The following is a 25,085-nucleotide window of genomic DNA, read 5'->3' on the forward strand; positions in this document are numbered from 1 at the left end:
TTAAATGTTTTCGCTATTTTCTAGTTCAACTAGAATGGTGCCCGGGGCCGGACTTGAACCGGCACGCTGTTACCAGCGAGGGATTTTAAATCCCTTGTGTCTACCAATTTCACCACCCGGGCGACACGAACAATGGAGGCGGAACCCGGAGTCGAACCGAGGTGGACTGATTTGCAATCAGCTGCATGGCCACTCTGCCATTCCGCCATTCTCTTACGAGATTCTTTTCAATTTGGAGCGGTACACGAGGTTCGAACTCGTGACCTCGACCTTGGCAAGGTCGCGCTCTACCAGCTGAGCTAGTACCGCTTCATATAACTTTTTTACTTTACTAACTCAGCTTCAAAAGGTCGCGTCTCATTTAACGCAGATGAGCCAGTACCGCTTCATTTAAATGTTTTCGCTATTTTCTAGTTCAACTAGAATGGTGCCCGGGGCCGGACTTGAACCGGCACGCTGTTACCAGCGAGGGATTTTAAATCCCTTGTGTCTACCAATTTCACCACCCGGGCGACACAAATTTGGAGCGGTACACGAGGTTCGAACTCGTGACCTCAACCTTGGCAAGGTTGCGCTCTACCAGCTGAGCTAGTACCGCTTTGAATCTTTCTTTTGCTTTACTAATTCTGATGCAAAGGTTGCGTCTCTTTACAACGTAGCTTAGCTAGTACCGCTTCATAGAAAGCTTTTTGTTCTTAGCTTAGACGACGGATAACTTGTATCGCTGTCGCTGAATGTGCTGCGCATTCTAATGAATAATCTGAGCCAGTCAACAGACTTTTTTAAAGTTTTTGACTACTCGCTTATAAAATACGCAAAGCGAATATTAAATAAGCAAACCAGCTGAATTAAGCGCGCAAATCTCCCCATGCCGCCGATAAATAATTGAACATGGACCAGAATGTCAGTGCCGTTGCCACATACAATAAGGTTAACCCTGCATATTCCATCCAAGGTGCTTGCTGCCAGATTAACGCAACCAGAGCAAGCATTTGCGCCGTTGTTTTCCACTTACCCAGTGAAGAAACAGCCACATTGGCACGTTTGCCTAACTCGGCCATCCATTCTCTAAGGGCCGAAATAATAATCTCCCGCCCTATCATGGTCATTGCAGGAATCGTAACCCAGAGCGAATTATAGTGCTCAACAATCACAACTAAGGCCACCGCTACCATTAACTTGTCGGCCACCGGATCCAAGAAAGCACCAAAGGGCGTTTGTTGCTCTAATTTTCGAGCTAAATAACCATCAAAATAGTCAGTCACGGCAGCCAAGCAAAAGAAAAAGGCGGCCCAAAATGCAGCATGATTGATCGGTAAATAGTAGCAAACAACAAAAACAGGGATCAGAAAAACACGAAATGCCGTTAAGATATTGGGAATATTAATCATTATTGTTACAACGTATGTTAGCGCATGCTTGGTCAATTAATGGTGCAATGTATCATAGATTTTTTGTGCAAGCTCATGACTTATGCCCGGGACACGAGCAAGATCATCAACCGATGCATTTTTAACCTCTTGTAATCCGCCTAAATAGGTCAACAGCGCTTGGCGGCGCTTAGGCCCTACCCCTGCTATCGACTCTAAGCTGCTTTGCTTTCTGGCTTTATCACGACGATAACGATGACCCGCAACAGCAAAACGATGGGATTCATCACGAATATGCTGGATCAAATGCAGAGCGGGCGAATCGCCCGACATTTCAAGCTCCTCGTGGCTTTGTCCCATGATCAACGTTTCGAGACCTGGTTTGCGGGTTACCCCTTTTGCAATTCCGATCAAAATGGGCATTTTGACTGAAAAATTGTCGCTTAACTGCTCAAGAACCGCTTCGGCTTGCGCTAATTGGCCCAAGCCACCATCTATAAAGATGATATCCGGTATCTTATCCTCTTCTTGACGCTCTTTGTATCGTCGAGTTAACGCTTGTTTCATCGCGGCATAATCATCACCGCCGGTGATACCACTGATGTTAAACAGGCGATATTGTGATTTCTGTGGTCCATCACGGTCAAACACCACACACGATGCCACGGTTTTCTCCCCCATGGTATGAGAAATGTCGAAACATTCCATACGCTTAATGGGTTGTTCAAAATCAAGCGCCTCTTGCAGCAAGTAAAAACGTTGTTGCATTGTACTTTTATGACTGAGTTTGGTCGTTAAAGCTGATTGAGCATTAGTGCAGGCTAAACGTAAAAAACCAGCGCGGTCACTTCGCACTTTATCGGTTAAGCTCACCTTAAAGCGAGCATACTCAGACAGCGCAGAGCTCAACGCCTGCTGCCCCTCAAAAGCGTGACTAATTAAAATCTGCTTTGGCACAATACGACCATTGGCACCCGAGAAATAAAACTGGCTGACAAATGCACCTAATACCTCATCGGCAGAGCTCGCATTAGGGACCTTAGGAAAATAACTGCGGCTTCCTAATACTTGTCCTTGGCGTATAAACAATACATGGATGCAGGCTAAGCCATTTTGATAGGCAAAACCAATGGCATCCAACTCTTCACCCACGCCAGTGACACTTTGTTGCTCAGAAACCTTACGTAAAGCCTGAATTTGATCACGATAACGCGCCGCTTGCTCAAACAGCAGTTGATCACTGGCCTGTTGCATTTTCTCTACCATTTGACCAATCACAGCCTGACTTTTCCCTTGCAAAAACAGCGTTGCTAACTCAACCTGCTGCCGATATTCATCGTCACTGACCATGTTAGTGCATGGCCCAAGACAACGTTTAAGTTGATATTGTAAACACGGCCGCGAGCGATTCTTGTAATAGCTGTCCTCACATTGGCGTACAGGAAATAGCTTTTGCATTAAATGCAAACTTTCTCGCACCGCCCCCCCACTCGGGTACGGACCAAAAAATTGTCCCTTGCCTTTTTTACTACCGCGATGAACGCTAATACGTGGATGCTTATGATCAGAAATCTTGATGTATGGGTACGACTTATCATCACGTAATAACACATTGTATCTCGGCATGTATTTTTTAATGTAGTTATGCTCGAGGATCAAAGCTTCGGTTTCTGTATGAGTGACGGTGACATCAATCGAAGCGATGTTTTTAACGAGTACCCGCGTTTTTTCGTTATCCAATTGACTACGAAAATAGCTACTCAGGCGATTCTTTAGGTTTTTTGCTTTACCCACGTAAATCACGGTTTGCTGACTATCATACATCCGATAGACACCGGGCTCGCTCGTGACCGTTTTTAAAAAAGCTTTAGGATCAAATAACTGGCTCATACATCAAACCAAAAAAAAGGTGCCCATTGGCACCTGTTTAATATGACACAGCGAATGCTGCTATAGGGTATCCGCATCTAACATACCATGGCGTATGGCAAGGTGAGTAAGCTCAACATCACCACTGATATCGAGTTTATTGAAAAGGCGGTATCGATAACTGTTAACGGTTTTCGGACTTAAGCTTAATTGCTCTGAAATTTCATTCACCTTTTGTCCTTTAGTGATCATCAGCATTATCTGCAGTTCACGCTCAGATAAGTTCTTGAATGGGTTTTCTTCATCGGGTGTAAAATGAGATAACGCCATCTGTTGCGCAATTTCTGGAGATAAGTAACGCTGTCCCGCGTTAACTACTCGGATAGCATTGAGCACTTCATCAGGCGCTGCACCCTTGGTTAAATAACCAGCAGCTCCTGCTTGCATCACTTTGGTTGGAAACGGGTTTTCCGTATGAATCGTCAGCACCACAATTTTAACGTCAGGGTTATACCTTAAGATTTTACGCGTGGCTTCTAAACCACCTATGCCCGGCATATTCATATCCATTAAGATCACATCTGGATTATTATCCCGACACCATTGCACCGCAGCTTCACCACTTTGGGCTTCGCCCACCACTTTGATACCACGAATGTCTTCAAGAATACGTCGGATCCCTGTCCGTACCAACTCATGGTCATCAACAAGAAATACGTTAATCAAGAGAGTTACTCCGCAAAAACTAGTCGCCTAGATCGGAATTGAGCCAGACTTTTCTTGATAATAACCAAACTGACTCAATTAAAAAACTCTATTACGGCAGATCCAGAATATAATTACGTTTTTGCTACATAACGCAAAGAAATACTGATAAAAGTTTGCTAAGGCTTTGTTGGGATTGATATTTAATCGATGTGGAAATCAGGAGTCAAGCAAGAAGTGGCGGAGGAGGAGAGATTTGAACTCTCGGAGAGCTATTAACCCTCGCCGGTTTTCAAGACCGGTGCATTCGGCCACTCTGCCACCCCTCCGCAGTGGGGCGCATAGTAATGGAATTGCCGCGCCGATTGCAACTCCAAAGTGCGGTTTTTTACGTGTTTTTACTAAAAAAAACCGTGCATAACCCAAACTTCATCTTTAGGTGACTTTTTTGCCTACTTTGTGTATAAACTCAGTGGATAATGGCAATCAGTCATGAGTATGTGCGAAGCAAGCGAAGACATACACTTTGGCCATCAAATTGTGTTAATCTATCTCGGTCTTTGTTTACGACTTGAAAAGAAGTTATATAACTACATATAGATATAGTATTGGATAGATCGAAAGCGCATGATGGTGCGTACGAACATAGGCATTGGACACTTGCTGTTTCGTGCAGACGAGCAGGTGTAAGCCTAACTGATATGATGCAAAGAATATTTGTAACTTAACGTAGAGGATTCAGCAATGAACCAATTTAGTCACACTCAGTCGGTTGAACATGTCAGTGAAACCAACAAAGTCTTACGTAATACGTATTTTCTATTAGGCATGACCTTAGCCTTTTCTGCTATCGTGACAGCCCTTTCTGTGGCTTTTATGGCCCCACCTGTCCACTGGGCGGTGTTTTTAATCGGTGCTTACGGTCTGATGTTTTTAACGGAGAAAAACCGTAATTCAAGTCTAGGCTTGGTTTTTGTTTTCCTATTCACCGGCTTCATGGGATATACCCTCGCCCCGATGATAGGTATGTTTTTAGCTGCAGGTGCAGGTGAAACTGTGATGACTGCGCTAGGTGGTACTGCCCTTGCTTTCTTCGCGACATCAGCCTACGCCCTGACCACAAAACGTGATTTGTCTTTCCTTAATGGCATGATAGTGACTGGCTTTGTGGTACTGATTGTTGCCATGATAGCGAACATCTTCCTGCAGATGCCTGCCCTTTCATTGGCCCTAAGCTGCATGTTTATCCTGTTTTCTTCTGCCGTGATCATGTTAACCACACAAAACATTGTTCGCGGTGGTGAGACGAACTACATCTCAGCAACGGTGACCTTATACGTCTCTATCTACAACATTTTTGTAAGCCTACTTAGCATTCTAGGCATAGGCGGAGACGATTAATCGCTTTTTCGGCGCAGGGCCGCTTTCATTTCCGCGAGCCTAAGTCTCCTCGATTACCGGAATTAATCTAAATCATTAAAACGTTAAAAAGCCCCTGATTGTAGGGGCTTTTGCTTTTCTAATGAATTACACTGCTGGTAGCTTTAATAACCTCCAGTTGATCTTTTTCTATTCCATGCAAGCCATATTATCTTTACTTCATGAGCAGTTTCGAACCCTCATCACTCACACGTATTTTCATGCTGGCACACGTGTATTATGTGCTATCAGCTTTACTGTACTGCCAGCACTCCTGTGGCAACAAACGGCCCTTTCATTAACCTTAGCCCTCGGGGTAGTGGCTTGTGCCATTGCTGAAACCGATGACGCTAACAGCAATAAGCTCAAAAGCTTAACCATTACATTAATCTGCTTCTTAGTCGCCTCTTTTTCGGTTGAGTTACTTTACCAAACACCTTGGTTATTTGCTTTGGGGCTAGCCAGCTCAACCTTCTTATTTGTCATGCTAGGCTGCTTTGGTCAACGATACGGACAAATTGCCTTCGGCGCGTTGCTCCTTGCCATCTATACCATGATTGGCTTTCAACCGGACCAGCCCTTTTACGTACAACCTTTACAGCTCACCGCGGGAGCACTGTGGTTTGGCCTATTTTCCTTAGTCTGGGCATGGATTTCTCCTTATCGCTCGTTACACGAACAACTTGCACAACTCTATTTTAATCTTGGTCGATATCAACAAGAGAAATCCCGCTTTTTTGGTAATCAGCAAACGGATTGGCTTGCGGTAAGACAAAACTTAGTGATTCAAAACATCAGCGTGGTTAACAGCTTAAACACTTGCAAAGACACACTGAATAATCGACTCCACGGCTCAGGTAAAAAAGAACGACTTGATCTGTTGCTACAATACTATTTAATTGCACAGCAAATCCATGAACGGATCACCGCAACCCACTATCAATACAGTCAACTCGAACACGCGTTTGCCGATACCGAGTTGACCCAGGGCTTTCATCAGCTCATCAGTCAACTAGCACAAGCCAGCCAGCAGTTGGGAAAAGCCATTCAAATGCGCAAGCCATACAATGTACCGACCTCACTGCGTTGGACAGTAAAAGCGTTACATGATCAGCTAGCTTATTTAGACAGTAAGCACCATTTTGAAAAATCAGTGTTTACGCCCCTTTCATTTGTATTAAAAAACCTAACCGGTATCCACCAGTTGTTAATTGAAGCAAGTGAAATCAGCCATACTGGCAGCAAATTAACCGGTGATGCTTTGCTTGCAACCGAGCCAAGGGTTAAAGCCTGGGATAAATTCAACCATCACATAAAGAGTCGGTCTGTGGTTTTTCGCCATGCAGTGCGCATGAGCCTGTGCTTTGTTATCGGTTATGGCTTGCTACAATATTTAACTTTAGATAAGGGCTATTGGGTGCTGCTTACTTGTTTATTTGTTTGCCAACCCAGCTTCAGCGAAACCCGTAAGCGACTGATACAACGTGTAGTCGGCACCTTAATTGGTGTCGCGATTGGCTTTCCTTTGCTTTACTGGCTGCCAAGCCTTTATGGACAGTTTTTTATATTGGCACTCTCGGCCTTCTTCTTTTTCACCTATTTGAAAACCAATTACAGCGTGGCCGTCACCTTCATTACCTTGTTTGTCATGATGGTGTTTAACTTACTCTCCGGTACCGGGCTTGAGGTGGTATTACCAAGGATCCAAGAAACCTTACTGGGTTGTTTATTGGCCGTCTTAACGGTCAGTTTCATTTTGCCTGAATGGCAATATAAACGAGTGCCGAAACTGCTGGCGCTATCATTACAAGCGAATTTAAATTACTTTGAGCACGTCATAGAGCAATACCGAGAAGGTAAGCAAGAGTCCTTGCCCTATCGCGTCGCGAGGCGAGAAGCCCATATTGCCGATATCAATCTGGCCAGTGCCTGGCAGAATATGCTGATTGATCCTGGCTCTAAACGAAAACTGGTTAAGGAAAGTTATGCCCTAACCAATCGTAACAATGCATTGCTGGCTTATATTTCTGCCTTGGCTGCACACCGTTCACAATTTAGTGAATTAGAAACAAGGCCCGATTTAGCCCCCATCTTAGCCCTCACTCGAAAGGCCTTAAACAAGGCATTACAAAGTATAACCACACCGGATTGTGAAAATACACAAATCGAGGCACAATTACCGCCATTAAAAATTACTGAATTAACGCCCGAACAGCTGGCTATCGTGCAGCAGCTACAGTTAATTGCCAATACGGCAACGGACATTCAAGCGCTGGCGTGTCACATCGGCAAGGTAAAATAGGCTCCTTAAACATGTATTCGATAAACAATCAAACCATTGCAACAGACAAGCAAGGGTATTTACTCGACCTCAATCAATGGACGCCAGAACTGGCTGAGCTCATCGCCGAACAAGAGAAAATTGAGCTTAGCCCGGCCCATTGGGAGGTGATTATGTTTGTTCGCGAATTTTATGTCGAATACAACACTTCACCTGCAGTACGCGCCTTAGTTAAGGCCATGGCTAACAAGTTTGGCCCTGAAAAAGGGAACAGCCGTTACTTGTTTAAATTATTTCCTCAAGGCCCCGCAAAACAAGCGACCAAGCTTGCTGGCTTGCCAAAGCCAGCAAAATGCCTTTAACTTGACACGAGTACATCGCCAACAGACGAGGTTAAGCATGCGCAAGTATTTAATTTTCTTCGCCCTCTTTTTTGTGAGTTCACTAACAAACGCAAATTCAGATGCGTTTGAGCAAGCGCTAGCAGAGATTAACGTTCAGCAGCAAAACATGGTGGTCGAACACAACAAGCTCATCACCACCGCAGATGAGGAACGCTTATATTTTGAAGACGTTTTATCCCGTCAAAACAAACAAGTGCGCGACAAGGTCACTCTACTGGTTAATACCTATGGTGATGACCATGAAACCGAGCTTGGCCCTGTACTGATGGAGCAAGTTAAGTACCTAGAAACCGCAATCAAAACCACCAAGGCCGAGATAAATCGTTTACTAGATGCAGCAGAGCAAGCGGCTGATGCCAAGAAAATTGAGCTATCAAATTATGCTTATGAAAATATGATAACGCTGGATCAACATTACTTTGCCCTTGCCGATACCTTCACCCTATGCGAAAAAATGAACCTCGACGTATCAAGCTCAGTCTCTAAATTCAAAAGGGCTCTCGTTTCGCGTGCAGATATGCTGAGCAACATGTTGCGCTTTTACCATAAACGCGAGAATGACCTTCAAGACAGAATGCTGGTGACCACGGATGAGGAAAAAGCCGAATTAACCAAAACAGCGCGCCAGCTGGCAGAAGTGTCCAAACTATTGGTTGCCAATCTTGAAAATACCGTCCTGTTGCTTGACCGCTACAAACTCGACACAGCAGAGTATAAGCAACTGATATTCAGCATCACAGGTGAGATCACCGTTGATGTATTGAATTTTAATGTTGTATCTGGCCTCGCGACTCAATGGCTAACGAGCTTCAAAGAGTGGGCCTTGGTTGAAACCCCAACTTTAATCATGCGCCTTTTATTGTTCGTTGCCATCATTATTGGCACGCGCAGTGTGTCAAAGCTGGTCAAACGCGCAGTGAAAAAGAGCGTCAGCCGCCCAAGTATGAAGCTCAGTAAATTGATGCAAGAATTCTTCATTGGCTTGTCGGGTAAAATCACCTTCGTTTTAGGGTTGCTGATCGCCATTAGCCAATTGGGCATTAATCTTGGTCCTTTATTGGCCGGTTTTGGTGTTGCCGGAATTGTTATTGGCCTGGCCCTGCAAGACACCCTATCAAACTTTGCTTCAGGCATGATGATCTTAATTTATCGCCCATTTGATGTGGGTGATTTTGTCGATGTGGCAGGAGGTGTACGTGGTAAAGTCAGCCATATGAGCTTAGTGTCAACGACCATTAAAACATTCGACCACCAGCGCCTGATCATCCCAAACAACAAAATCTGGGGCGACACCATCAATAATATCTCTGCAGAAAACTATCGCCGTGTCGATATGCTATTTGGCATTGGCTACGGGGATGATATTCGTAAAGCCGAACAAGTATTGCAAGACATCCTTGAGACGCATCCTTTAGTGCTTAAAGACAAGGACCATGAGTATGTCATTAAAGTGCACGCACTGGGTGAATCTTCAGTGGACTTTGCCGTAAGGCCTTGGGTGGAAAATGCCGATTACTGGACGGTGTATTGGGATGTCACCCGGGCTGTTAAGCTCCGTTTCGATGAAGAAGGCATTTCAATCCCCTTCCCACAACGCGATGTTCACATCTATCAACATGGTTAATCCATCTCGCGGTTAATGTTAACGCAAAAAAAAAGCAGCGATAATTCGCTGCTTTTTTGTTTGCTTAGATAGAAATTAACCTAAGTGGGTTAAACCACCCATGTAAGGCACCAAGGCCTCTGGCACGGCAATACGGCCATCGGCTAGCTGGTTGTTTTCTAATACCGCTACGAGTGTGCGACCTACCGCTAAACCAGAGCCGTTTAAGGTATGGATAAGCTCAGGCTTTTTCGCTCCTTCTGCACGAAAACGCGCTTGCAGGCGTCGCGCTTGGAAATCACGTACATTTGAACAAGAAGAAATTTCTCGATACGTATTTTGCGCGGGTAACCAAACCTCAAGATCGTATGTCTTAGCTGCACCAAAGCCCATATCACCGGTACATAGCGCCATCACACGATAAGGTAAGCCCAGTTTTTGTAACACGGTTTCTGCGTGACTGGTTAATTCTTCAAGCGCTGTATCACTTTGTTCTGGGTGTACCAATTGCACCATTTCAACTTTGTCAAATTGGTGCTGGCGAATTAAACCGCGCGTATCACGGCCGTAAGAGCCTGCTTCACTTCTAAAACAAGGCGTGTGTGCGGTCATCTTGATCGGTAAATCCGACTCAGCATAAATCGTATCACGAGACAGGTTAGTCAAGGGGACTTCCGCCGTTGGGATCAGGGATAGGCCTTGACCTTCTTCTGTTGCCGGCTGGGTATGGAACAGATCGCCACCAAATTTAGGCAACTGGCCTGTGCCGTATAAGCTGTCAGCGTTCACCAGATATGGCACATACATTTCCGTATAGCCATGCTCTGTAGTGTGCAAATCCAACATAAACTGCGCCAACGCACGGTGCATACGCGCAATCTGACCTTGCATCACAATAAAACGCGAGCCGGTGATTTTAACCGCGGCAGGGAAATCTAACCCGCCTAGGGCTTCACCTAAATCAACATGATCTTTTACTTCAAAATCATAAGATTTAGGCTCACCCCAGCGGCGAATTTCTACGTTTTCGTTTTCATCTTTACCGATAGGCGCCGATTCATCAGGCAAGTTAGGAATGCTTAAAGCAAGGTCATTCAGCTCAGCCATCAATTGGTTTAGTTGCTCTTTTGCGGCATCAAGGTCTTCACCTAGCTGTGCCATTTCAGCACGAAGCGGTGCAATATCTTCGCCGCGTTTGGCTGCTGCGCCGATGGATTTAGATCGACTATTACGTTCAGCTTGTAGATTCTCGGTACGAACTTGGATTTCTTTACGTTGATTTTCCAGTTCGGTCAGTTTCGCTACATCAAGTTCAAAACCTCGGGTTGCTAGTCGCGCAGCAACTTCGTTTAAATCACCACGCAAATATTTCGGATCTAACATGCTTAACCTTTAACTTTTAAATATTAACTGAGTGCCTAGCCAAGCCGCGACAATACAAATCACGACATTACAGGCAACATTGAATACGGCTTTAATTAACTCACCTTGTTGGATCAGCAATAAGCTGTCCATAGAAAACGTTGAGAACGTGGTCAAAGCACCTAAAAAGCCCACGCTTATTAATGGTTTCCAAAAGCTGGAGCTGATGACGTTTTGCTCCAGTAATGCAAACATTATCCCCATGATCAGTGAGCCAATCACATTGACCATGAGTGTACCAAAAGGAAAGCCTTTTCCAAAAGCAGAAAGCGCCCAATTACTAATAAGAAATCGCATGCAAGCACCTGTTGCGCCGCCGCAAGCAACAAATAGCAAGGTGGTTAAGTTAGTCATATCGCTTTTGTTCACTTAAGTTGTCTTGGCTGCGAAGCCAATTGAGTTTTTCTGAGATTTGTTTTTCCAGGCCACGCTCGGTCGGGAAATAATATCGCTGGTTAGCCAGCTCTGTGGGAAAGTAATTTTCACCCGCGGCATAAGCATTGGGCTCATCGTGGGCATAACGATACTGGGCACCATGGCCCATTTCGGCCAGCAAGCTCGTCGGGGCATTACGTAAATGCAGCGGCACGCTGGCATCACCGTGTTCTTTGGCATCACGCAGGGCGGCTTTAAATGCCGTGTACACCGCATTGCTTTTCGGCGCACAAGCAAGGTAGACAATGGCTTGGGCAATGGCGCGCTCACCTTCAGCGGGCCCTACACGGCTAAAGCAATCCCAAGCTGCAATCGCCACCTGCATGGCTCTCGGGTCGGCGTTGCCCACATCTTCTGAAGCAATGGCAAGACAGCGGCGCGCAATATATAAAGGATCGCAACCCGCTGTTAACATTCTGGCATACCAATACAACGCAGCATCGGGCGCTGAGCCTCGAATCGATTTATGCAAGGCCGAAATTAAGTCATAAAAGATATCGCCTTGTTTATCTATGCTACTCACGCTACGCCCAGCGACAGCAGCCAGTAAGTCTTTTGTCAGTTGCTTTTGACCGTCTTGCTCAGGTGCGAGATCAACCATCAACTCCAGAAAGTTAAGCACCTTACGGCCATCACCCGATGCAAGGGCAATGACTTTCTCGGTTAATCCCGCATCGAGTTGGATACGAAAGCCGCTGAACCCAGTGTCAATGGCCCGCTCAATTAAACTGGTTAAATCATTCGCCTCAAGGGACTTTAAAACATACACCCGGGTACGCGACAGCAAAGCATTATTGAGCTCAAAAGAGGGGTTTTCCGTGGTTGCGCCAATGAAGATAATTGTGCCATCTTCAATAAAGGGCAAAAAGCCATCTTGCTGGCTTTTATTAAAACGATGTACTTCGTCGACAAATAATAAGGTGCGCTGTCCTTGTTGGGCATTTTGCTGGGCCCGTTCAATCGCGGCGCGAATATCTTTCACCCCAGAGGTGACCGCTGAAAGACGCTCAACCTTAGCATCACAGTATTTAGCAGCTAACTCAGCCAAGGTGGTTTTGCCTGTGCCAGGGGGGCCCCATAAAATCATAGAGTGGCAAAACCCGGCTTCCAACGCCTTACGCAATGGTTGGTCAGGGCCGATTATATGCTGTTGGCCAACGTACTCAGCAAGGCTAGTTGGCCGCATACGGGCGGCCAAAGGGCGAAAGTCTGGTGAAAAATCAAGGCTGAGGTTGTCCATTAACGTTGATCGTCAACCTCAACACCGGCTGGAATAACAAACTCAAAGTCGGAGTTTGCTAAGGTTGGCGCAAGGTTTAGGTTACTTAATTCAAACTCACTGGTTTGACCTTGGCGCTCTTTGATGCTGAAACCCACTAGCTGGTCTTGAGCATCAAAGTTGAGACTAAACTCGGCAATGTTTGCTTCATCATCCTTGGGCTTAACGATATAACGGGTATCGGCTTGAGATACGTCGTATTGTTGCCAAACGCTCGCATCCGTTGAAGCAAGCAGTAGAAATGGCGTGCCCGCCACTGCATCCGCTTGATCAAGTAAGGTAACTTGCTCTACAAAAGGGCTGTAGATCCACACCGTACTGCCATTAGAGACCACCAACTCTTCATCGGGTTGTTTAACTTGCCAGCGAAATTGATCCGGTTGCGCCAATTTCATCTCGCCACTGGCTTGTTGGATCACGGTACCATCAATATCCAACACCTGTTGTGAGAAGCTGGCAGAAAACTTAGCCACTTTTTGTAACTTAGTTTGCAGGTCAGTGGCTGCATCGGCCCAACTTGCCCCGGAAAATAAAGTCAAAGATGCTACTGCAGAGACAACGAGTTGAGAAAGTTTATTCATGTTAATTCCTTGGTGGAGGCGGAGCTAATACTTCGCGATTACCGTTATGGCCGGGCGCACTGACAATGCCTTGTTGTTCCATTTGCTCAACAATACGTGCCGCTCGGTTATAACCTATTTTAAATTTACGTTGAACGCCCGAAACTGAGCCTCGTCGGGTTTCTGTCACAAATGCCACCGCCTCATCGTAGAGCGCATCGACATCATCTTCGGCTTCGGCCACTTCACCCGGCAACATATTATCGGCCGTGGTATCGCCCGATAGAATATCATCTATGTAGTCAGGCTCACCACGTAATTTCCAGTCGGCAACAACCTTATGTACTTCATGATCATCAACAAAGGCGCCGTGAACTCGTTCTGGCACGGATGTACCTGGTGGTAAATACAGCATATCACCCATGCCTAATAAGGATTCCGCACCTTGTTGGTCTAAGATGGTGCGAGAATCGATCTTACTTGATACTTGGAAAGCCATTCGTGTGGGAACGTTAGCTTTTATCAAACCAGTGATCACATCCACCGAGGGGCGCTGAGTAGCAAGGATCAAATGAATACCCGCCGCACGCGCCTTTTGCGCAATACGGGCGATCAACTCTTCTACTTTTTTGCCAACGATCATCATCATATCGGCAAATTCATCGACCACCACGACGATGCTAGGCAATTTAGTTAATTCTGGAGCCATTTCGTCCATGCTATCGCCCGGCTTCCACAGGGGATCAACCATCGGGTTGCCAGAGTCAATCGCCGCTTTCACTTTAGCGTTATAACCCTTGAGGTTGCGTACGCCAACGGCAGACATCAATTTATAACGTCGCTCCATTTCACCCACACACCAACGCAGCGCGTTAGAGGCATCTTTCATGTCGGTCACCACTTCGGCCAACAAATGTGGGATCCCTTCATAAACCGACAGCTCTAACATTTTCGGGTCAATCATGATCAAGCGAACATCTTCAGGCGACGACTTGTAAAGTAAGCTCACTATCATGCAGTTCACACCCACTGATTTACCCGAGCCGGTGGTACCTGCAACTAATAAATGGGGCATTTTTGCCAGATCGACAACCACAGGTTTACCCGCGATATCACTGCCAAGCACCATGGTCAGTGGCGACGCATTTTCTTTAAATTGCTGGCAGTCGAGCACTTCTCTTAAATACACGGTTTCGCGGTATTTATTCGGCAGTTCTAACCCTATGTAGGTTTTATTAGGTATTACCTCGACCACCCTAACACTCATGGCCGACAAGGCACGGGCTAAGTCTTTCGCTAGGCCAGTTATTTTGCTGACTTTTATGCCTGGGGCCAATTCAAGCTGGAATTGGGTGATCACCGGCCCAGGGTACACTTCCATCACCTTAGCTTGAACGTTAAAGTCGAGTAATTTAGCTTCAACTAAACGTGAAACTTGTTCAATATCTTCTTGAGTAATTGGGTTTTGGGCTTTGTTAGGGCGATCCAATAAATCGATTGAAGGCAACGGCGCTAGGTTTGCTTTCATCGCCTTCTTTTGTTGCAATTGGACGAGCGCATCGGCTAAAGCGGGATCATGATCATGCTGCTTAGCGGCGACGGCTGTCTGTTGCTCAACTGGGGGATGATTTACGTCGTCGGCAAAAATAGCAGGCAACGCTTCTTCGTCTGGATCAGGCATCCAAGGCATATTCAAATCATCATCACGGCAAGGGTCAGGTGCAAATGCAGGAGCAACCTCCTCTTCACCTAGCTTAGGTTCATCAATATCATGCTGAATGACAGGCGCCACGTTAGCGTCACTGTTAGCCTGAATTTGGCTTGTTTGAAGTCGATCATGCCCAACGGGCTCTGCGGCCATGGCCGATTCAAACTCAGGCAATATTTTATCCAGACTCGGTAACGGCGGATCGTTTGGATTAGTCGGCTCGGCTGGTTTTTTTGGTAATTCCTTAGCAAACAAGACACTATCACCATCTTGTTGAGCACTTTTCGCCGCTCGTTCACTCTTATACTGACGCCAAGTGCTAGGTATATGGAGCAGTGCTCGGCTGGCTCTAATACTGTACTCACCGAGTTTGTCCACGAACATGAGTAACGAAATCCCCGTGAACAAGGTAAAACCGGTAGCAATAAAGCAAAGTAAGATCAGCGTTGAGCCCAGTAAGCCAAAATAGCTGACCATGGCCTTAGATAAGATATCGCCGACTACACCGCCACTTGAGAAGTAATAAATATCATCAAAATTAAGGGCAGCTAAGGCTGTCACACCGAGCACAATAAAAATAAAACCGATGACCCGCAAGCCAAGTGCAAGATAATCTAACGACAATAGCCCTTTGGGCTTCCAGAACAGCAGCCAAGCCAACGCAACGGTAACAAAAGGCATTAAATAAGCAGCAATGCCAAAAGCAAACAAAAGAATATCCGCTAACCAAGCACCCGCAGCCCCTGCTGAGTTATGAATCTCCCCTTCCCAAGCCGTTTGGGTCCAACTCGGATCGGATGGATGGAAAGTGATCAATGCCAGCATCATAAAAATGGCAAAGGCATGGCAGATGACCAGACTGACTTCAAGAATACGCGCCACACCCGATAACGAAGACATAGGTTTTGCTTGGTTCAAGCTGAGTTCCTTGTTCATTTCAAACGCCTGATGAGAAAAAAAAAGCGGCTCTAAGCCGCTCTTTATTGTATCTATTTCATTGCTAAGGTAAAGCTTAGCGGGTCTTAATCACTAAAGAATTAGACTGCTTAACTTCTTCCATGACCACATAAGTTCGCGTGTCATTTACACCTGGTAAACGCAATAACGTTTCGCCTAGAAGTTTACGGTAGGCTGACATGTCACATACGCGGGTTTTTAATAGGTAATCGAAATCACCCGACACTAAGTGACATTCTTGAATTTCTTCAAGCTCTTGTACCGCCCCATTAAACTGCTCAAACACATCGGGTGCACCGCGATTCAGGGTGATCTCAACAAATACCAGTAATGAAGCATCAAGGTAAAGTGGATTAAGGATAGCCGTGTAACCTTTGATGTAACCTTGGCGCTCAAGGCGACGTACACGTTCTAAACAGGGTGTTGGGCTTAAGCCCACTCGTTTTGAGAGCTCAACGTTTGAAATACGACCATCTTTTTGCAATTCATTAAGGATATTGCGATCGATACGGTCAAGGTCTTTAAGCGGTCTAGTATTAACATCCATCATTATTATATTCCATTCAATTACATCCCAGCAAAATAATATCACGCATTAAAAGTTATTATAGGTGCATAAGCAGTAAAAGTACGCCTACACTAGCGTGATAGCCTATTATTTTTATATGTTTTCTAACCATATTGTATCCATGAGGTGAAATATGATCATTGGCGTACCCAAAGAAATCAAAAATCACGAGTACCGCGTTGGCTTAGTTCCATCGAGTGTAAAAGAACTGGTTAAGTTAGGTCACACTGTCAACATCGAAACTAACGCCGGTGCGGGCATCGATCTCACCGATACCGAGTTTGAAGCAGCTGGTGCTAACATTTTGCCCAGTGCCAGTGCACTATTCTCAAAATCTGAGATGATAGTCAAGGTAAAAGAACCTCTCGCACCAGAGCGAGCATTGCTAACGCCTGAACATGTGCTTTTTACCTATTTACATTTAGCGCCTGATCTGCCTCAAACTGAGGATCTTATCAAGAGTCAGGCCACATGTATAGCATATGAAACTGTTACAGATAAAAATGGCGGGTTGCCTTTGCTGGCCCCTATGTCAGAAGTGGCAGGCAGAATGTCGATTCAAGCGGGCGCCATGGCACTGGAAAAATCTTGGGGAGGACGAGGCTTATTATTGGCTGGCGTGCCAGGAGTGGCGCCGGCGAACGTCGTCATTATTGGTGCCGGTAAAGTTGGCCAAAACGCCTTAAAAATTGCTGTAGGCATGGCGGCAAACGTTACCATTTTAGATAAAAATATCAGTATGTTAGCCAGCCTTGATCAAGCCTATGGCAACACCATCACCACCCTATACTCCAACGCCGAAAACCTTGAGCAGAGCGTGTTAAAGGCGGATTTAGTGATTACCGCAGTATTGTTACCCGGCGCAGCCGCACCGAAACTCATTACTCGGGCGATGTTAAAACAGATGAAGGCAGGATCTGTCATTGTCGATGTCGCTATCGACCAAGGCGGCTGCTGTGAAACATCTCGCCCAACCAGTCACGAGGATCCCATTTTTATCATTGATGACGTGGTCCATTATTGCGTCGCCAATATGCCTGGCGCGGTTGCCCGCACGGCTACATTTGCCCTTAACCACGCCACCTTGCCTTACGTCATTAAGCTCGCTTCCCTCGGCGTAAAAGAAGCCATGGCACAAGATGCGGGACTATTGGCTGGACTTAATGTTTTTCAAGGTCAACTGACCAACCAAGGCGTTGCAATCAGCCAAAATAAACCTTGGATTGCCCCTGAATTGGCATTGAAATAATAAAAAAGCTCAAATCAGGCTAATATTTTCAGCTTTTTTTATTATAAATTATAACTATTTATTCTGTACAACTGAGCTAAAACTGCCATTTTAGCTCGGTTGGCGAATTTTATTCTGAGCCATCGGATCACGGCTTTACCCCATATCAATATTTCCATACAATCTGGCCAAGCATTATCAAAAGAGATGAAAAATGAGCGAACCAAAACACTGTAAATTATTAATTTTAGGCTCTGGTCCAGCTGGCTACACGGCCGCCGTTTATGCCGCGCGTGCTAACTTAAACCCTGTACTAGTAACAGGTATGCAACAAGGTGGCCAGCTAACGACGACCACTGAAGTAGAAAACTGGCCTGGCGATGCTCATGGCCTGACCGGCCCTGCCTTGATGGATCGCATGAAAGAACATGCCGAGCGTTTCGAAACTGACATCATTTTTGACCATATCCACACTGTCGATGTGCAAAACCGTCCATTTACGTTGACCGGTGACAGCGGCGTGTACACATGTGATGCCTTGATCATTGCCACAGGCGCCTCAGCCCGCTACCTTGGCTTGCCTTCTGAAGAAGCCTTTAAAGGTCGCGGCGTTTCTGCTTGTGCTACCTGTGACGGCTTCTTCTATCGCAACCAAAAAGTGGCGGTGATCGGTGGGGGTAACACGGCTGTTGAAGAAGCCTTGTATCTATCTAACATCGCTTCTGAAGTTCATTTAGTGCATCGCCGTGAAACATTCCGTTCGGAAAAAATCCTACTTGACCGCCTAATGGATAAAGTGGCCAACGGTAATATTGTACTGCATACCAACCGTACTTTAGATGAAGTACTTGGTGACGACATGGGTGTCACTGGCATGCGTATTAAGGATACTCAATCCGACGCCACTGAAAATGTTGACGTTATGGGGGTGTTTGTTGCCATTGGTCACAGCCCAAATACCGAGATATTCAAAGGCCAACTTGAGATGAAAGATGGTTACCTGACCGTACAATCGGGTACCCAAGGCAATGCAACGCAAACCAGCGTTGAGGGCGTATATGCAGCCGGTGATGTTGCAGATCACATTTATCGCCAAGCCATCACCTCTGCAGGCAGTGGTTGTATGGCGGCATTAGATGCTGAGCGCTATCTTGATAATATAGCCAAATAATAAAAGAGGTCGGGATGAAGAAAATACTGGTGATTGAAGATAGCTCTACCGTTAGAAATATCCTATTACAAGTCATCGAAAAAAAACTTAACGTCCCGGTCGATACCGCCGAAAGCATGGCCCAATGCCGTGCATTGATCAAAGAGCATGGCAGTGAAGCGTATTTCGCTGCCATGGTCGATTTAAATTTGCCTGACGCCGCCTCTGGTGAAGCCGTTGCCTATACCTTGGCACACCAAATCCCCTCTATCGTACTCACGGGGGATTACAACGAGACCATGCGTAACAAACTACTCAATATGGGGGTGGTTGATTACGTCATCAAAGACAGCACCTATTCGTTTAATTACGCCATTAGCTTATTACAACGATTACATAAAAATCAGCGTATTGAAGTACTGGTCGTCGAAGACTCTTCCGTCGCCCGAAGTTACCTTGAGGGCTTGCTTAAGCAGCACCTGTTTCAAGTTTACACGGCCAATGACGGTCATGAGGCCCTGCAAGTCTTGGCTCAGCACCCTCACATTAAGTTGCTGTTGACCGATTACAACATGCCCAATGTGGATGGCTTTCAGCTAGTCCAACAACTGCGCAAACATTACGATAAAAACCAGTTAGCCATTATTGGACTCTCATCAGCCGATGATACTTCACTCTCGGCGCGGTTTATCAAGCATGGTGCCAATGATTTTTTAACGAAACCATTTATCCATGAAGAACTTTATTGCCGCGTCAATCAAACCCTAGATCACATGGAGCTGATTGCTGAAATCCAAGATGCAGCGAATCGCGATTACATGACCAAGCTCTACAATCGTCGATACCTGTTCAATTATGGCAGTGAGCTTCATGCAAGAGCAAAACAAGGTGATATCAGTCTTGCCGTCACTATCATGGACATTGACCACTTTAAAGAGGTCAATGACACTTATGGCCATGAGGCAGGTGATATTGTGCTCAAGCACTTTGCCAATATGTTGGCGACCTGTTTTCCCAAGTCCCTTGTAGCTCGGTTAGGTGGGGAAGAATTTTGCATCTTGATGCAAGAGACCGACAATGAACAAGCCAGTTATCGGCTTAATAAATTCCGTGAACGCCTCGCCCAAAGCCCGATTACCGCTGCAGAAGATGAAATTTGGGTCACCGCCAGCTTTGGTGTTAGCAATTTTATCGGTGATTCCTTGGACTCACAAATCAATCGCGCCGATAAATTGTTATATGAAGCCAAAAATGACGGTCGAAACCGCGTTTACAACGACAGTGACGCAAACTTTTAGTTAATATACCCAATCAACCTGGAGATGCTTGATTTCAGCAAGAATTTACAGGTGTTTAAGCAAAGCATTGATTGCAGGTAATGGTTGTTCCCTTTTCAAAATCAATAACGCGGCATAAACACCTGTAAAACATGCCCTTAGAGCGCCACCTTACTTCAACAACGTTGTTACGCTAATTTAGAAGGTACCTACACTCCTGCATTAGCGTGCCTAGTATTCAAAGCACGGTGGCGCTCTGAAACATGCATCTTCAAGTAGATTGGGTAATAGTTTAAATTTTCCCTATATTTTGAAACAAACAGGTAGTTTTGACTGTGCTCACTTATCTCATGTCACAACATCAAGCTTTTCCTTCGCCTTCGCACGCATTGACTAACCCTGATGGATTGCTGGCCGTGGGCGGGGATCTCAGCCCACAGCGGCTAATCATGGCTTATCGACAGGGTATTTTTCCCTGGTTTAGCCAAGATGAGCCTATTATGTGGTGGAGCCCAAGCACCCGAGCCACCCTGCCTCCCCAACAAGTACATATTGGTCGCACGATGCAGCGGGTGATCCGCCAAGATAAATTTGAAATTACGGTTAATCTTGCCTTTAATCAGGTTATAGCCGCCTGCGCTGATGAGCGTGCTAGCACAGGAACTTGGATAACCTATGGTATGCAAAGTGCTTATTGCGAGCTACATAGATTAGGCCATGCACACTCGGTTGAAGTATGGCAACAAGGTAACCTTGTTGGAGGCATATACGGTATTGGACTAGGTCAACTTTTTTGCGGAGAGTCTATGTTTCATCGTGTTACCAATGCATCAAAGATTGCCTTTATCGCCTTATGTCAGCATTTTGCAAAGCATGGCGGCGCCTTAATTGATGCACAAATTCCTAATCCACATTTAACTTCTCTGGGGGTAGGCTCACAACCCCGTGCTGAGTTTTTAGCGCAAGCCAAAAAATTAAGTGAACAAGCAATAGGAGCAGGCTGTTGGACACGTCAAAACATAAGCCTCAACAGGAAGTGATCCTCAAGGTTGGCCTCACGCCTGAACATCCTTGTAGTTACTTGCCTGAACAAAAAGAGCAATTGTTAGTGATGATGGATCCTGGCATGTTCAACGCCAAGGATTACGAACGATTACTTAGCCTAGGTTTTCGCCGCAGTGGTAAAGACATTTATCGGCCACACTGCGCTCAGTGCCAAGCTTGCCAGTCCATTCGTTTGGCCGTTAACGACGTCGAATTGAGTAAAAGTCAAAAGCGGATCCTAGCCAAAAATGCCGATTTGACAGTCATAATAGGTCATCAAGATAAGCCTGAATATTTCCGCCTTTATCAGACTTATATTAACAGCAAGCATCAACAGGGCTCGATGTACCCCGCTAGTTTAGAGCAGTACCAACACTTTATTTTGGCGCCTTGGTTAACCCCACATTTTATCGAAATCTACTCTGGACAGACCCTCATTGCCGTTGCCGTCACCGATGTAGGCAGTGCGAGTTTAAGTGCAATGTACACATTTTATGATCCCGCATATGAACAACGCTCCTTGGGCACTTTTGCCATTTTGCAACAAATTCAATATGCTCAATCAATCGGCCTGCCCTGGCTCTACTTAGGCTATCAAGTCGATCAATGCAAAAAAATGAATTACAAAACACGATTTCGTCCTTATCAACGCTTGATCCGAGGTGAATGGCAGATTTTCTCGAATTAAATGCATTAGGCAGCTTTACCCTTACCTGCAAATCTGGCATTATTCGGCGGTCAAAAAATAGCTTAAATTGCAAACCGAGGATTCAATGGCGAAAGAAGACAATATTGAAATGCAGGGAACTGTGTTAGACACACTACCAAACACCATGTTTCGCGTAGAGCTTGAAAATGGTCATGTTGTGACAGCACATATTTCAGGAAAAATGCGTAAAAACTACATCCGTATTTTAACTGGAGATAAGGTGACTGTTGCTTTAACACCTTATGACCTATCCAAAGGACGCATTGTGTTCCGCGCAAGATAATCTTCGCCAAAAAAAAACCAGCTTAGGCTGGTTTTTTTTGGTCTAGCGTAAGGCGTCATCCACGCCCTACCTTATTGCACAGATGGTTTATGCCACCGGCTCGCCTACTTCAGAGAAATTGAATTTCAATTCATCATCTTTCATTGTCACTGTGACATCCCCGCCTGATGTTAACCCACCAAACAAGATTTCATTAGCCAATGGTTTTTTCAAATGCTCTTGGATCACACGGGACATAGGTCTTGCGCCCATGGCCTTGTCGTAACCTTTATTGGCTAACCATTCTCTTGCCTCTTGCTCAACAATGAGTGAAACCCCCTTGCCATCCAGTTGCGCTTGTAGCTCAACAATAAATTTGTCCACCACTTGGTATATCACATCCATATCTAAGTGGTTAAACCAAATAATATTATCGAGACGGTTACGAAACTCCGGTGAGAAAGTGCGGTTGATTTCATCAAATGCATCGTAGCTTTGATCTTGTGCTTTAAAGCCAATGCTATTGCGAACCGTTTCTTTTACGCCTGCATTAGTGGTCATGACTAAGATAACGTTTCTGAAATCCGCCTTGCGGCCATTATTATCGGTTAAAGTGCCGTGATCCATCACCTGAAGCAGTAAGTTAAATACATCCGAATGGGCTTTTTCAATCTCATCGAGCAACACCACACTGTGAGGATGCTTGATAACCGCATCGGTGAGCATACCGCCTTGATCGTAGCCAACGTAACCCGGAGGCGCACCAATTAAGCGAGACACCGCATGGCGCTCCATGTACTCTGACATGTCAAAACGAATTAACTCAACGCCCATCACCTTAGCAATTTGTTGTGTTACCTCAGTTTTACCTACCCCCGTTGGGCCTGCAAACAAAAATGAGCCAACGGGTTTCACCTCATTGCCTAGGCCAGACCGGCTTAATCTAATGGCATCGGTTAAGGCTTCAATCGCCTGATCTTGACCAAATACCACCATTTTTAAATTGCGAGATAGGTTTTTCAAAATGTCTTTATCCGATGCCGAAACGGATTTTTTCGGGATCCGTGCCATTTTTGACACGATGGCCTCGATATCACCAACATTAATGGTCTTACGACGTTTGCTGGCAGGCAATAGACGCACACTGGCACCGGCTTCATCAATGACATCAATGGCTTTATCGGGTAAATGACGTTCATTAATGTATTTAGCACTTAATTCTGCTGCTGCACGTAATGCCTTAGCGGTGTAGCGCACATCATGATGTTGCTCGTAGCGCGGTTTCAATCCCATCAAGATGCGGGTGGTATCGTCCACAGACGGCTCCACAATATCCACCTTTTGGAAACGACGTGCTAAGGCGCGATCTTTTTCAAATATTTGGTTGTACTCTTGATAGGTCGTTGAGCCAATACAACGCAGCAGGCCATTGCTTAGCAAAGGCTTAATCAAATTAGCGGCATCCATTTGCCCACCAGACGCAGCGCCCGCGCCAATAATGGTATGAATTTCGTCAATGAATAAAATCGCGTTGTCTTTCTTCTCAATTTGTTTAAGCAAATTTTTAAAGCGTTTTTCAAAGTCGCCACGGTACTTAGTTCCGGCTAACAAAGCCCCCATGTCTAACGAATAAATCGTACTTTGCGCAATGACATCGGGCACCTCTGCATGCACAATCCGATAGGCAAGACCTTCAGCGATAGCGGTTTTACCCACTCCCGCTTCACCCACTAGTAAAGGGTTGTTTTTACGGCGACGACACAAGACTTGAATACAACGATTGAGCTCTTCATCTCGACCGATTAAGGGATCAATCCGCCCCTCTAAAACCAACTGGTTGAGGTTAGTAGCATAGTTTTCCAGTTTGACACTGCCCTCTTCACCCTCATCCATCATGGGTGAGTCAGGCCCTGAATTATGCTCTTCGTTATCATTTTTACGAATACCGTGAGACAGATAATTGACCACATCAAGACGGGACATATCCGCTTTTTTCAAAAAGTAAACGGCTTGCGACTCTTGCTCGCTAAAAATGGCCACCAGCACATTGGCACCCGACACTTCGGTGTTGCCTGACGATTGCACATGAAACACCGCGCGTTGTAGCACACGCTGAAAGCCTAGAGTTGGCTGGGTTTCACGATCAATATCATCAACAGGGATGAGTGGTGTGGTTTGCTCGATAAACTCGGTGATTTCTTTGCGTAATGCATCTATATCTGCATTGCAGGCTTTAAATGCTTCACTGGCCGAAGGGTTGTCTAATAAGGCCAATAACAAATGCTCCACCGTCATAAATTCGTGGCGGTTTAATCTGGCTCTTTTAAACGCGTCGTTAAGTGTGTGCTCTAGCTCTTTGTTTAACATATAACACTCCCAAAAATACTACGACGTAAAGACAAACGTTAAATCAATCCTTTTCCATGGTGCACAACAAAGGATGTTCATTGTCTCGTGCATAGGTGTTGACTTGAACTACTTTCGTTTCTGCAATCTCTGCAGTATATATGCCACAAATTCCCTTCCCTTGATGATGAACGCTCAACATTATTTGTGTGGCCTTATCAATGTCAGCATTAAAAAACCGTTGTAACACTTCTATCACAAAATCCATCGGTGTGTAATCGTCATTGTTCAAAATTACTTTATATAACGACGGCGGTTGTATTTTGGTTTTAACCTCGTCAAGTAACTGATTATCGTAGTTTGGTTCGTTTAATTTACTCATATTAAAATACTAGTATCTCTGCTGGCCGAATGCTAAATAGTTTTTTGTCACGATACACATCACAAACAGGCCTAATGTTTTCATCGAATACCTTGACTCTGCGCGAA

At 45.4% G+C, this 25,085-nt stretch carries 21 protein-coding genes and 6 tRNA genes; 10 read left to right on the plus strand and 17 right to left on the minus strand.

Features of this window, described 5'->3' with window-relative positions; all coding sequences use genetic code 11:
- Window positions 1-35 precede the first annotated feature (35 nt).
- The 9 genes from K6Y21_RS17145 to K6Y21_RS17185 form a co-directional block, all read right to left on the minus strand.
- Window positions 36-122, minus strand: a tRNA-Leu gene (locus K6Y21_RS17145).
- Window positions 123-133: 11 nt separating this feature from the next.
- A tRNA-Cys gene (locus K6Y21_RS17150) sits at window positions 134-207 on the minus strand.
- Between the two features lie 26 nt (window positions 208-233).
- A tRNA-Gly gene (locus K6Y21_RS17155) sits at window positions 234-309 on the minus strand.
- Window positions 310-425: 116 nt separating this feature from the next.
- A tRNA-Leu gene (locus tag K6Y21_RS17160) sits at window positions 426-512 on the minus strand.
- Window positions 513-522: 10 nt separating this feature from the next.
- Window positions 523-598, minus strand: a tRNA-Gly gene (locus tag K6Y21_RS17165).
- Between the two features lie 250 nt (window positions 599-848).
- The gene (pgsA, locus tag K6Y21_RS17170) at window positions 849-1,391 is read right to left on the minus strand and encodes a CDP-diacylglycerol--glycerol-3-phosphate 3-phosphatidyltransferase (RefSeq protein ID WP_233073113.1); all 543 of its coding nucleotides are present in this window, start codon (window positions 1,389-1,391) and stop codon (window positions 849-851) included.
- A 36-nt stretch (window positions 1,392-1,427) separates the two neighbouring features.
- Window positions 1,428-3,260 carry an excinuclease ABC subunit UvrC gene (gene uvrC, locus K6Y21_RS17175; protein WP_233073114.1) on the minus strand — a complete coding sequence of 611 codons (1,833 nt, stop codon included), beginning with the start codon at window positions 3,258-3,260 and terminating at the stop codon, window positions 1,428-1,430.
- 60 nt (window positions 3,261-3,320) lie between these two features.
- Window positions 3,321-3,965, minus strand: coding sequence for a UvrY/SirA/GacA family response regulator transcription factor (gene uvrY / locus K6Y21_RS17180; RefSeq protein ID WP_233073115.1), 645 nt, complete (start codon window positions 3,963-3,965; stop codon window positions 3,321-3,323).
- 217 nt (window positions 3,966-4,182) lie between these two features.
- Window positions 4,183-4,273: transfer RNA gene (locus K6Y21_RS17185), tRNA-Ser, on the minus strand.
- A gap of 415 nt (window positions 4,274-4,688) precedes the next feature.
- Here K6Y21_RS17185 and K6Y21_RS17190 point away from each other — a divergent pair.
- The 4 genes from K6Y21_RS17190 (at window position 4,689) to K6Y21_RS17205 (ending at window position 9,672) form a co-directional block, all read left to right on the plus strand.
- Window positions 4,689-5,345, plus strand: a complete 657-nt coding sequence (locus K6Y21_RS17190) for a Bax inhibitor-1/YccA family protein (RefSeq protein WP_233073116.1) — start codon at window positions 4,689-4,691, stop codon at window positions 5,343-5,345.
- Between the two features lie 121 nt (window positions 5,346-5,466).
- Window positions 5,467-7,665, plus strand: a complete 2,199-nt coding sequence (gene yccS, locus K6Y21_RS17195) for a YccS family putative transporter (RefSeq protein WP_233073117.1) — start codon at window positions 5,467-5,469, stop codon at window positions 7,663-7,665.
- An 11-nt stretch (window positions 7,666-7,676) separates the two neighbouring features.
- On the plus strand, window positions 7,677-8,006 hold the full coding sequence (locus K6Y21_RS17200; protein ID WP_233073118.1) for a TusE/DsrC/DsvC family sulfur relay protein: 330 nt from the start codon (window positions 7,677-7,679) through the stop codon (window positions 8,004-8,006).
- A 37-nt stretch (window positions 8,007-8,043) separates the two neighbouring features.
- A complete protein-coding gene (locus K6Y21_RS17205) occupies window positions 8,044-9,672 on the plus strand; it encodes a mechanosensitive ion channel family protein (protein WP_233073119.1) in 1,629 nt (542 codons plus the stop codon).
- Between the two features lie 75 nt (window positions 9,673-9,747).
- On the opposite strand, the gene serS is transcribed toward K6Y21_RS17205, so the two are convergent.
- The 6 genes from serS to lrp all read right to left on the minus strand — a co-directional run bounded on the left by serS (window position 9,748) and on the right by lrp (window position 16,562).
- Complete coding sequence (serS, locus tag K6Y21_RS17210) at window positions 9,748-11,034, minus strand: serine--tRNA ligase (protein WP_233073120.1); 1,287 nt, start codon at window positions 11,032-11,034, stop codon at window positions 9,748-9,750.
- Between the two features lie 9 nt (window positions 11,035-11,043).
- Entirely contained in the window at window positions 11,044-11,427 is a 384-nt protein-coding gene (gene crcB / locus K6Y21_RS17215; protein WP_233073121.1) for a fluoride efflux transporter CrcB, read from the minus strand.
- The gene (locus K6Y21_RS17220; protein ID WP_233073122.1) at window positions 11,420-12,748 is read right to left on the minus strand and encodes a replication-associated recombination protein A; all 1,329 of its coding nucleotides are present in this window, start codon (window positions 12,746-12,748) and stop codon (window positions 11,420-11,422) included. The genes crcB and K6Y21_RS17220 overlap by 8 nt, the downstream gene beginning before the upstream one ends.
- Window positions 12,748-13,368, minus strand: coding sequence for an outer membrane lipoprotein periplasmic chaperone LolA (gene lolA / locus K6Y21_RS17225; RefSeq protein WP_233073123.1), 621 nt, complete (start codon window positions 13,366-13,368; stop codon window positions 12,748-12,750). Before lolA ends, K6Y21_RS17220 begins: the two co-directional genes overlap by 1 nt.
- A gap of 1 nt (window position 13,369) precedes the next feature.
- Window positions 13,370-15,991: a DNA translocase FtsK gene (locus tag K6Y21_RS17230; protein WP_233073124.1), complete on the minus strand. Its 2,622-nt coding sequence runs from the start codon at window positions 15,989-15,991 to the stop codon at window positions 13,370-13,372.
- Window positions 15,992-16,067: 76 nt separating this feature from the next.
- Window positions 16,068-16,562 carry a leucine-responsive transcriptional regulator Lrp gene (gene lrp / locus K6Y21_RS17235; protein WP_233073125.1) on the minus strand — a complete coding sequence of 165 codons (495 nt, stop codon included), beginning with the start codon at window positions 16,560-16,562 and terminating at the stop codon, window positions 16,068-16,070.
- Between the two features lie 151 nt (window positions 16,563-16,713).
- On the opposite strand from lrp, the gene ald reads away from it, so the two are divergent.
- From ald to infA, 6 genes are all read left to right on the plus strand, one after another.
- On the plus strand, window positions 16,714-17,829 hold the full coding sequence (ald, locus tag K6Y21_RS17240) for an alanine dehydrogenase (protein WP_233073126.1): 1,116 nt from the start codon (window positions 16,714-16,716) through the stop codon (window positions 17,827-17,829).
- A 193-nt stretch (window positions 17,830-18,022) separates the two neighbouring features.
- Complete coding sequence (gene trxB / locus K6Y21_RS17245) at window positions 18,023-18,979, plus strand: thioredoxin-disulfide reductase (protein ID WP_233073127.1); 957 nt, start codon at window positions 18,023-18,025, stop codon at window positions 18,977-18,979.
- A 14-nt stretch (window positions 18,980-18,993) separates the two neighbouring features.
- Window positions 18,994-20,256, plus strand: coding sequence for a diguanylate cyclase (locus tag K6Y21_RS17250; RefSeq protein ID WP_233073128.1), 1,263 nt, complete (start codon window positions 18,994-18,996; stop codon window positions 20,254-20,256).
- 329 nt (window positions 20,257-20,585) lie between these two features.
- Window positions 20,586-21,275 carry a leucyl/phenylalanyl-tRNA--protein transferase gene (aat, locus tag K6Y21_RS17255; protein WP_238486451.1) on the plus strand — a complete coding sequence of 230 codons (690 nt, stop codon included), beginning with the start codon at window positions 20,586-20,588 and terminating at the stop codon, window positions 21,273-21,275.
- Window positions 21,239-21,967, plus strand: a complete 729-nt coding sequence (locus tag K6Y21_RS17260; protein WP_233073130.1) for an arginyltransferase — start codon at window positions 21,239-21,241, stop codon at window positions 21,965-21,967. The genes aat and K6Y21_RS17260 overlap by 37 nt, the downstream gene beginning before the upstream one ends.
- Before the next feature lie 85 nt (window positions 21,968-22,052).
- Window positions 22,053-22,271, plus strand: a complete 219-nt coding sequence (gene infA, locus K6Y21_RS17265) for a translation initiation factor IF-1 (protein ID WP_119910160.1) — start codon at window positions 22,053-22,055, stop codon at window positions 22,269-22,271.
- An 87-nt stretch (window positions 22,272-22,358) separates the two neighbouring features.
- Here the strand turns inward: infA and clpA are convergent, their stop codons facing one another.
- The gene (gene clpA, locus K6Y21_RS17270) at window positions 22,359-24,617 is read right to left on the minus strand and encodes an ATP-dependent Clp protease ATP-binding subunit ClpA (RefSeq protein ID WP_233073131.1); all 2,259 of its coding nucleotides are present in this window, start codon (window positions 24,615-24,617) and stop codon (window positions 22,359-22,361) included.
- Between the two features lie 43 nt (window positions 24,618-24,660).
- A complete protein-coding gene (clpS, locus tag K6Y21_RS17275; RefSeq protein WP_233073132.1) occupies window positions 24,661-24,978 on the minus strand; it encodes an ATP-dependent Clp protease adapter ClpS in 318 nt (105 codons plus the stop codon).
- Window positions 24,979-25,085: the final 107 nt, after the last annotated feature.

It is taken from the genome of Motilimonas eburnea, assembly GCF_021295345.1.
In the GTDB taxonomy this organism is placed as follows: Bacteria; Pseudomonadota; Gammaproteobacteria; order Enterobacterales; family CBDFNC01; genus Motilimonas; species Motilimonas eburnea.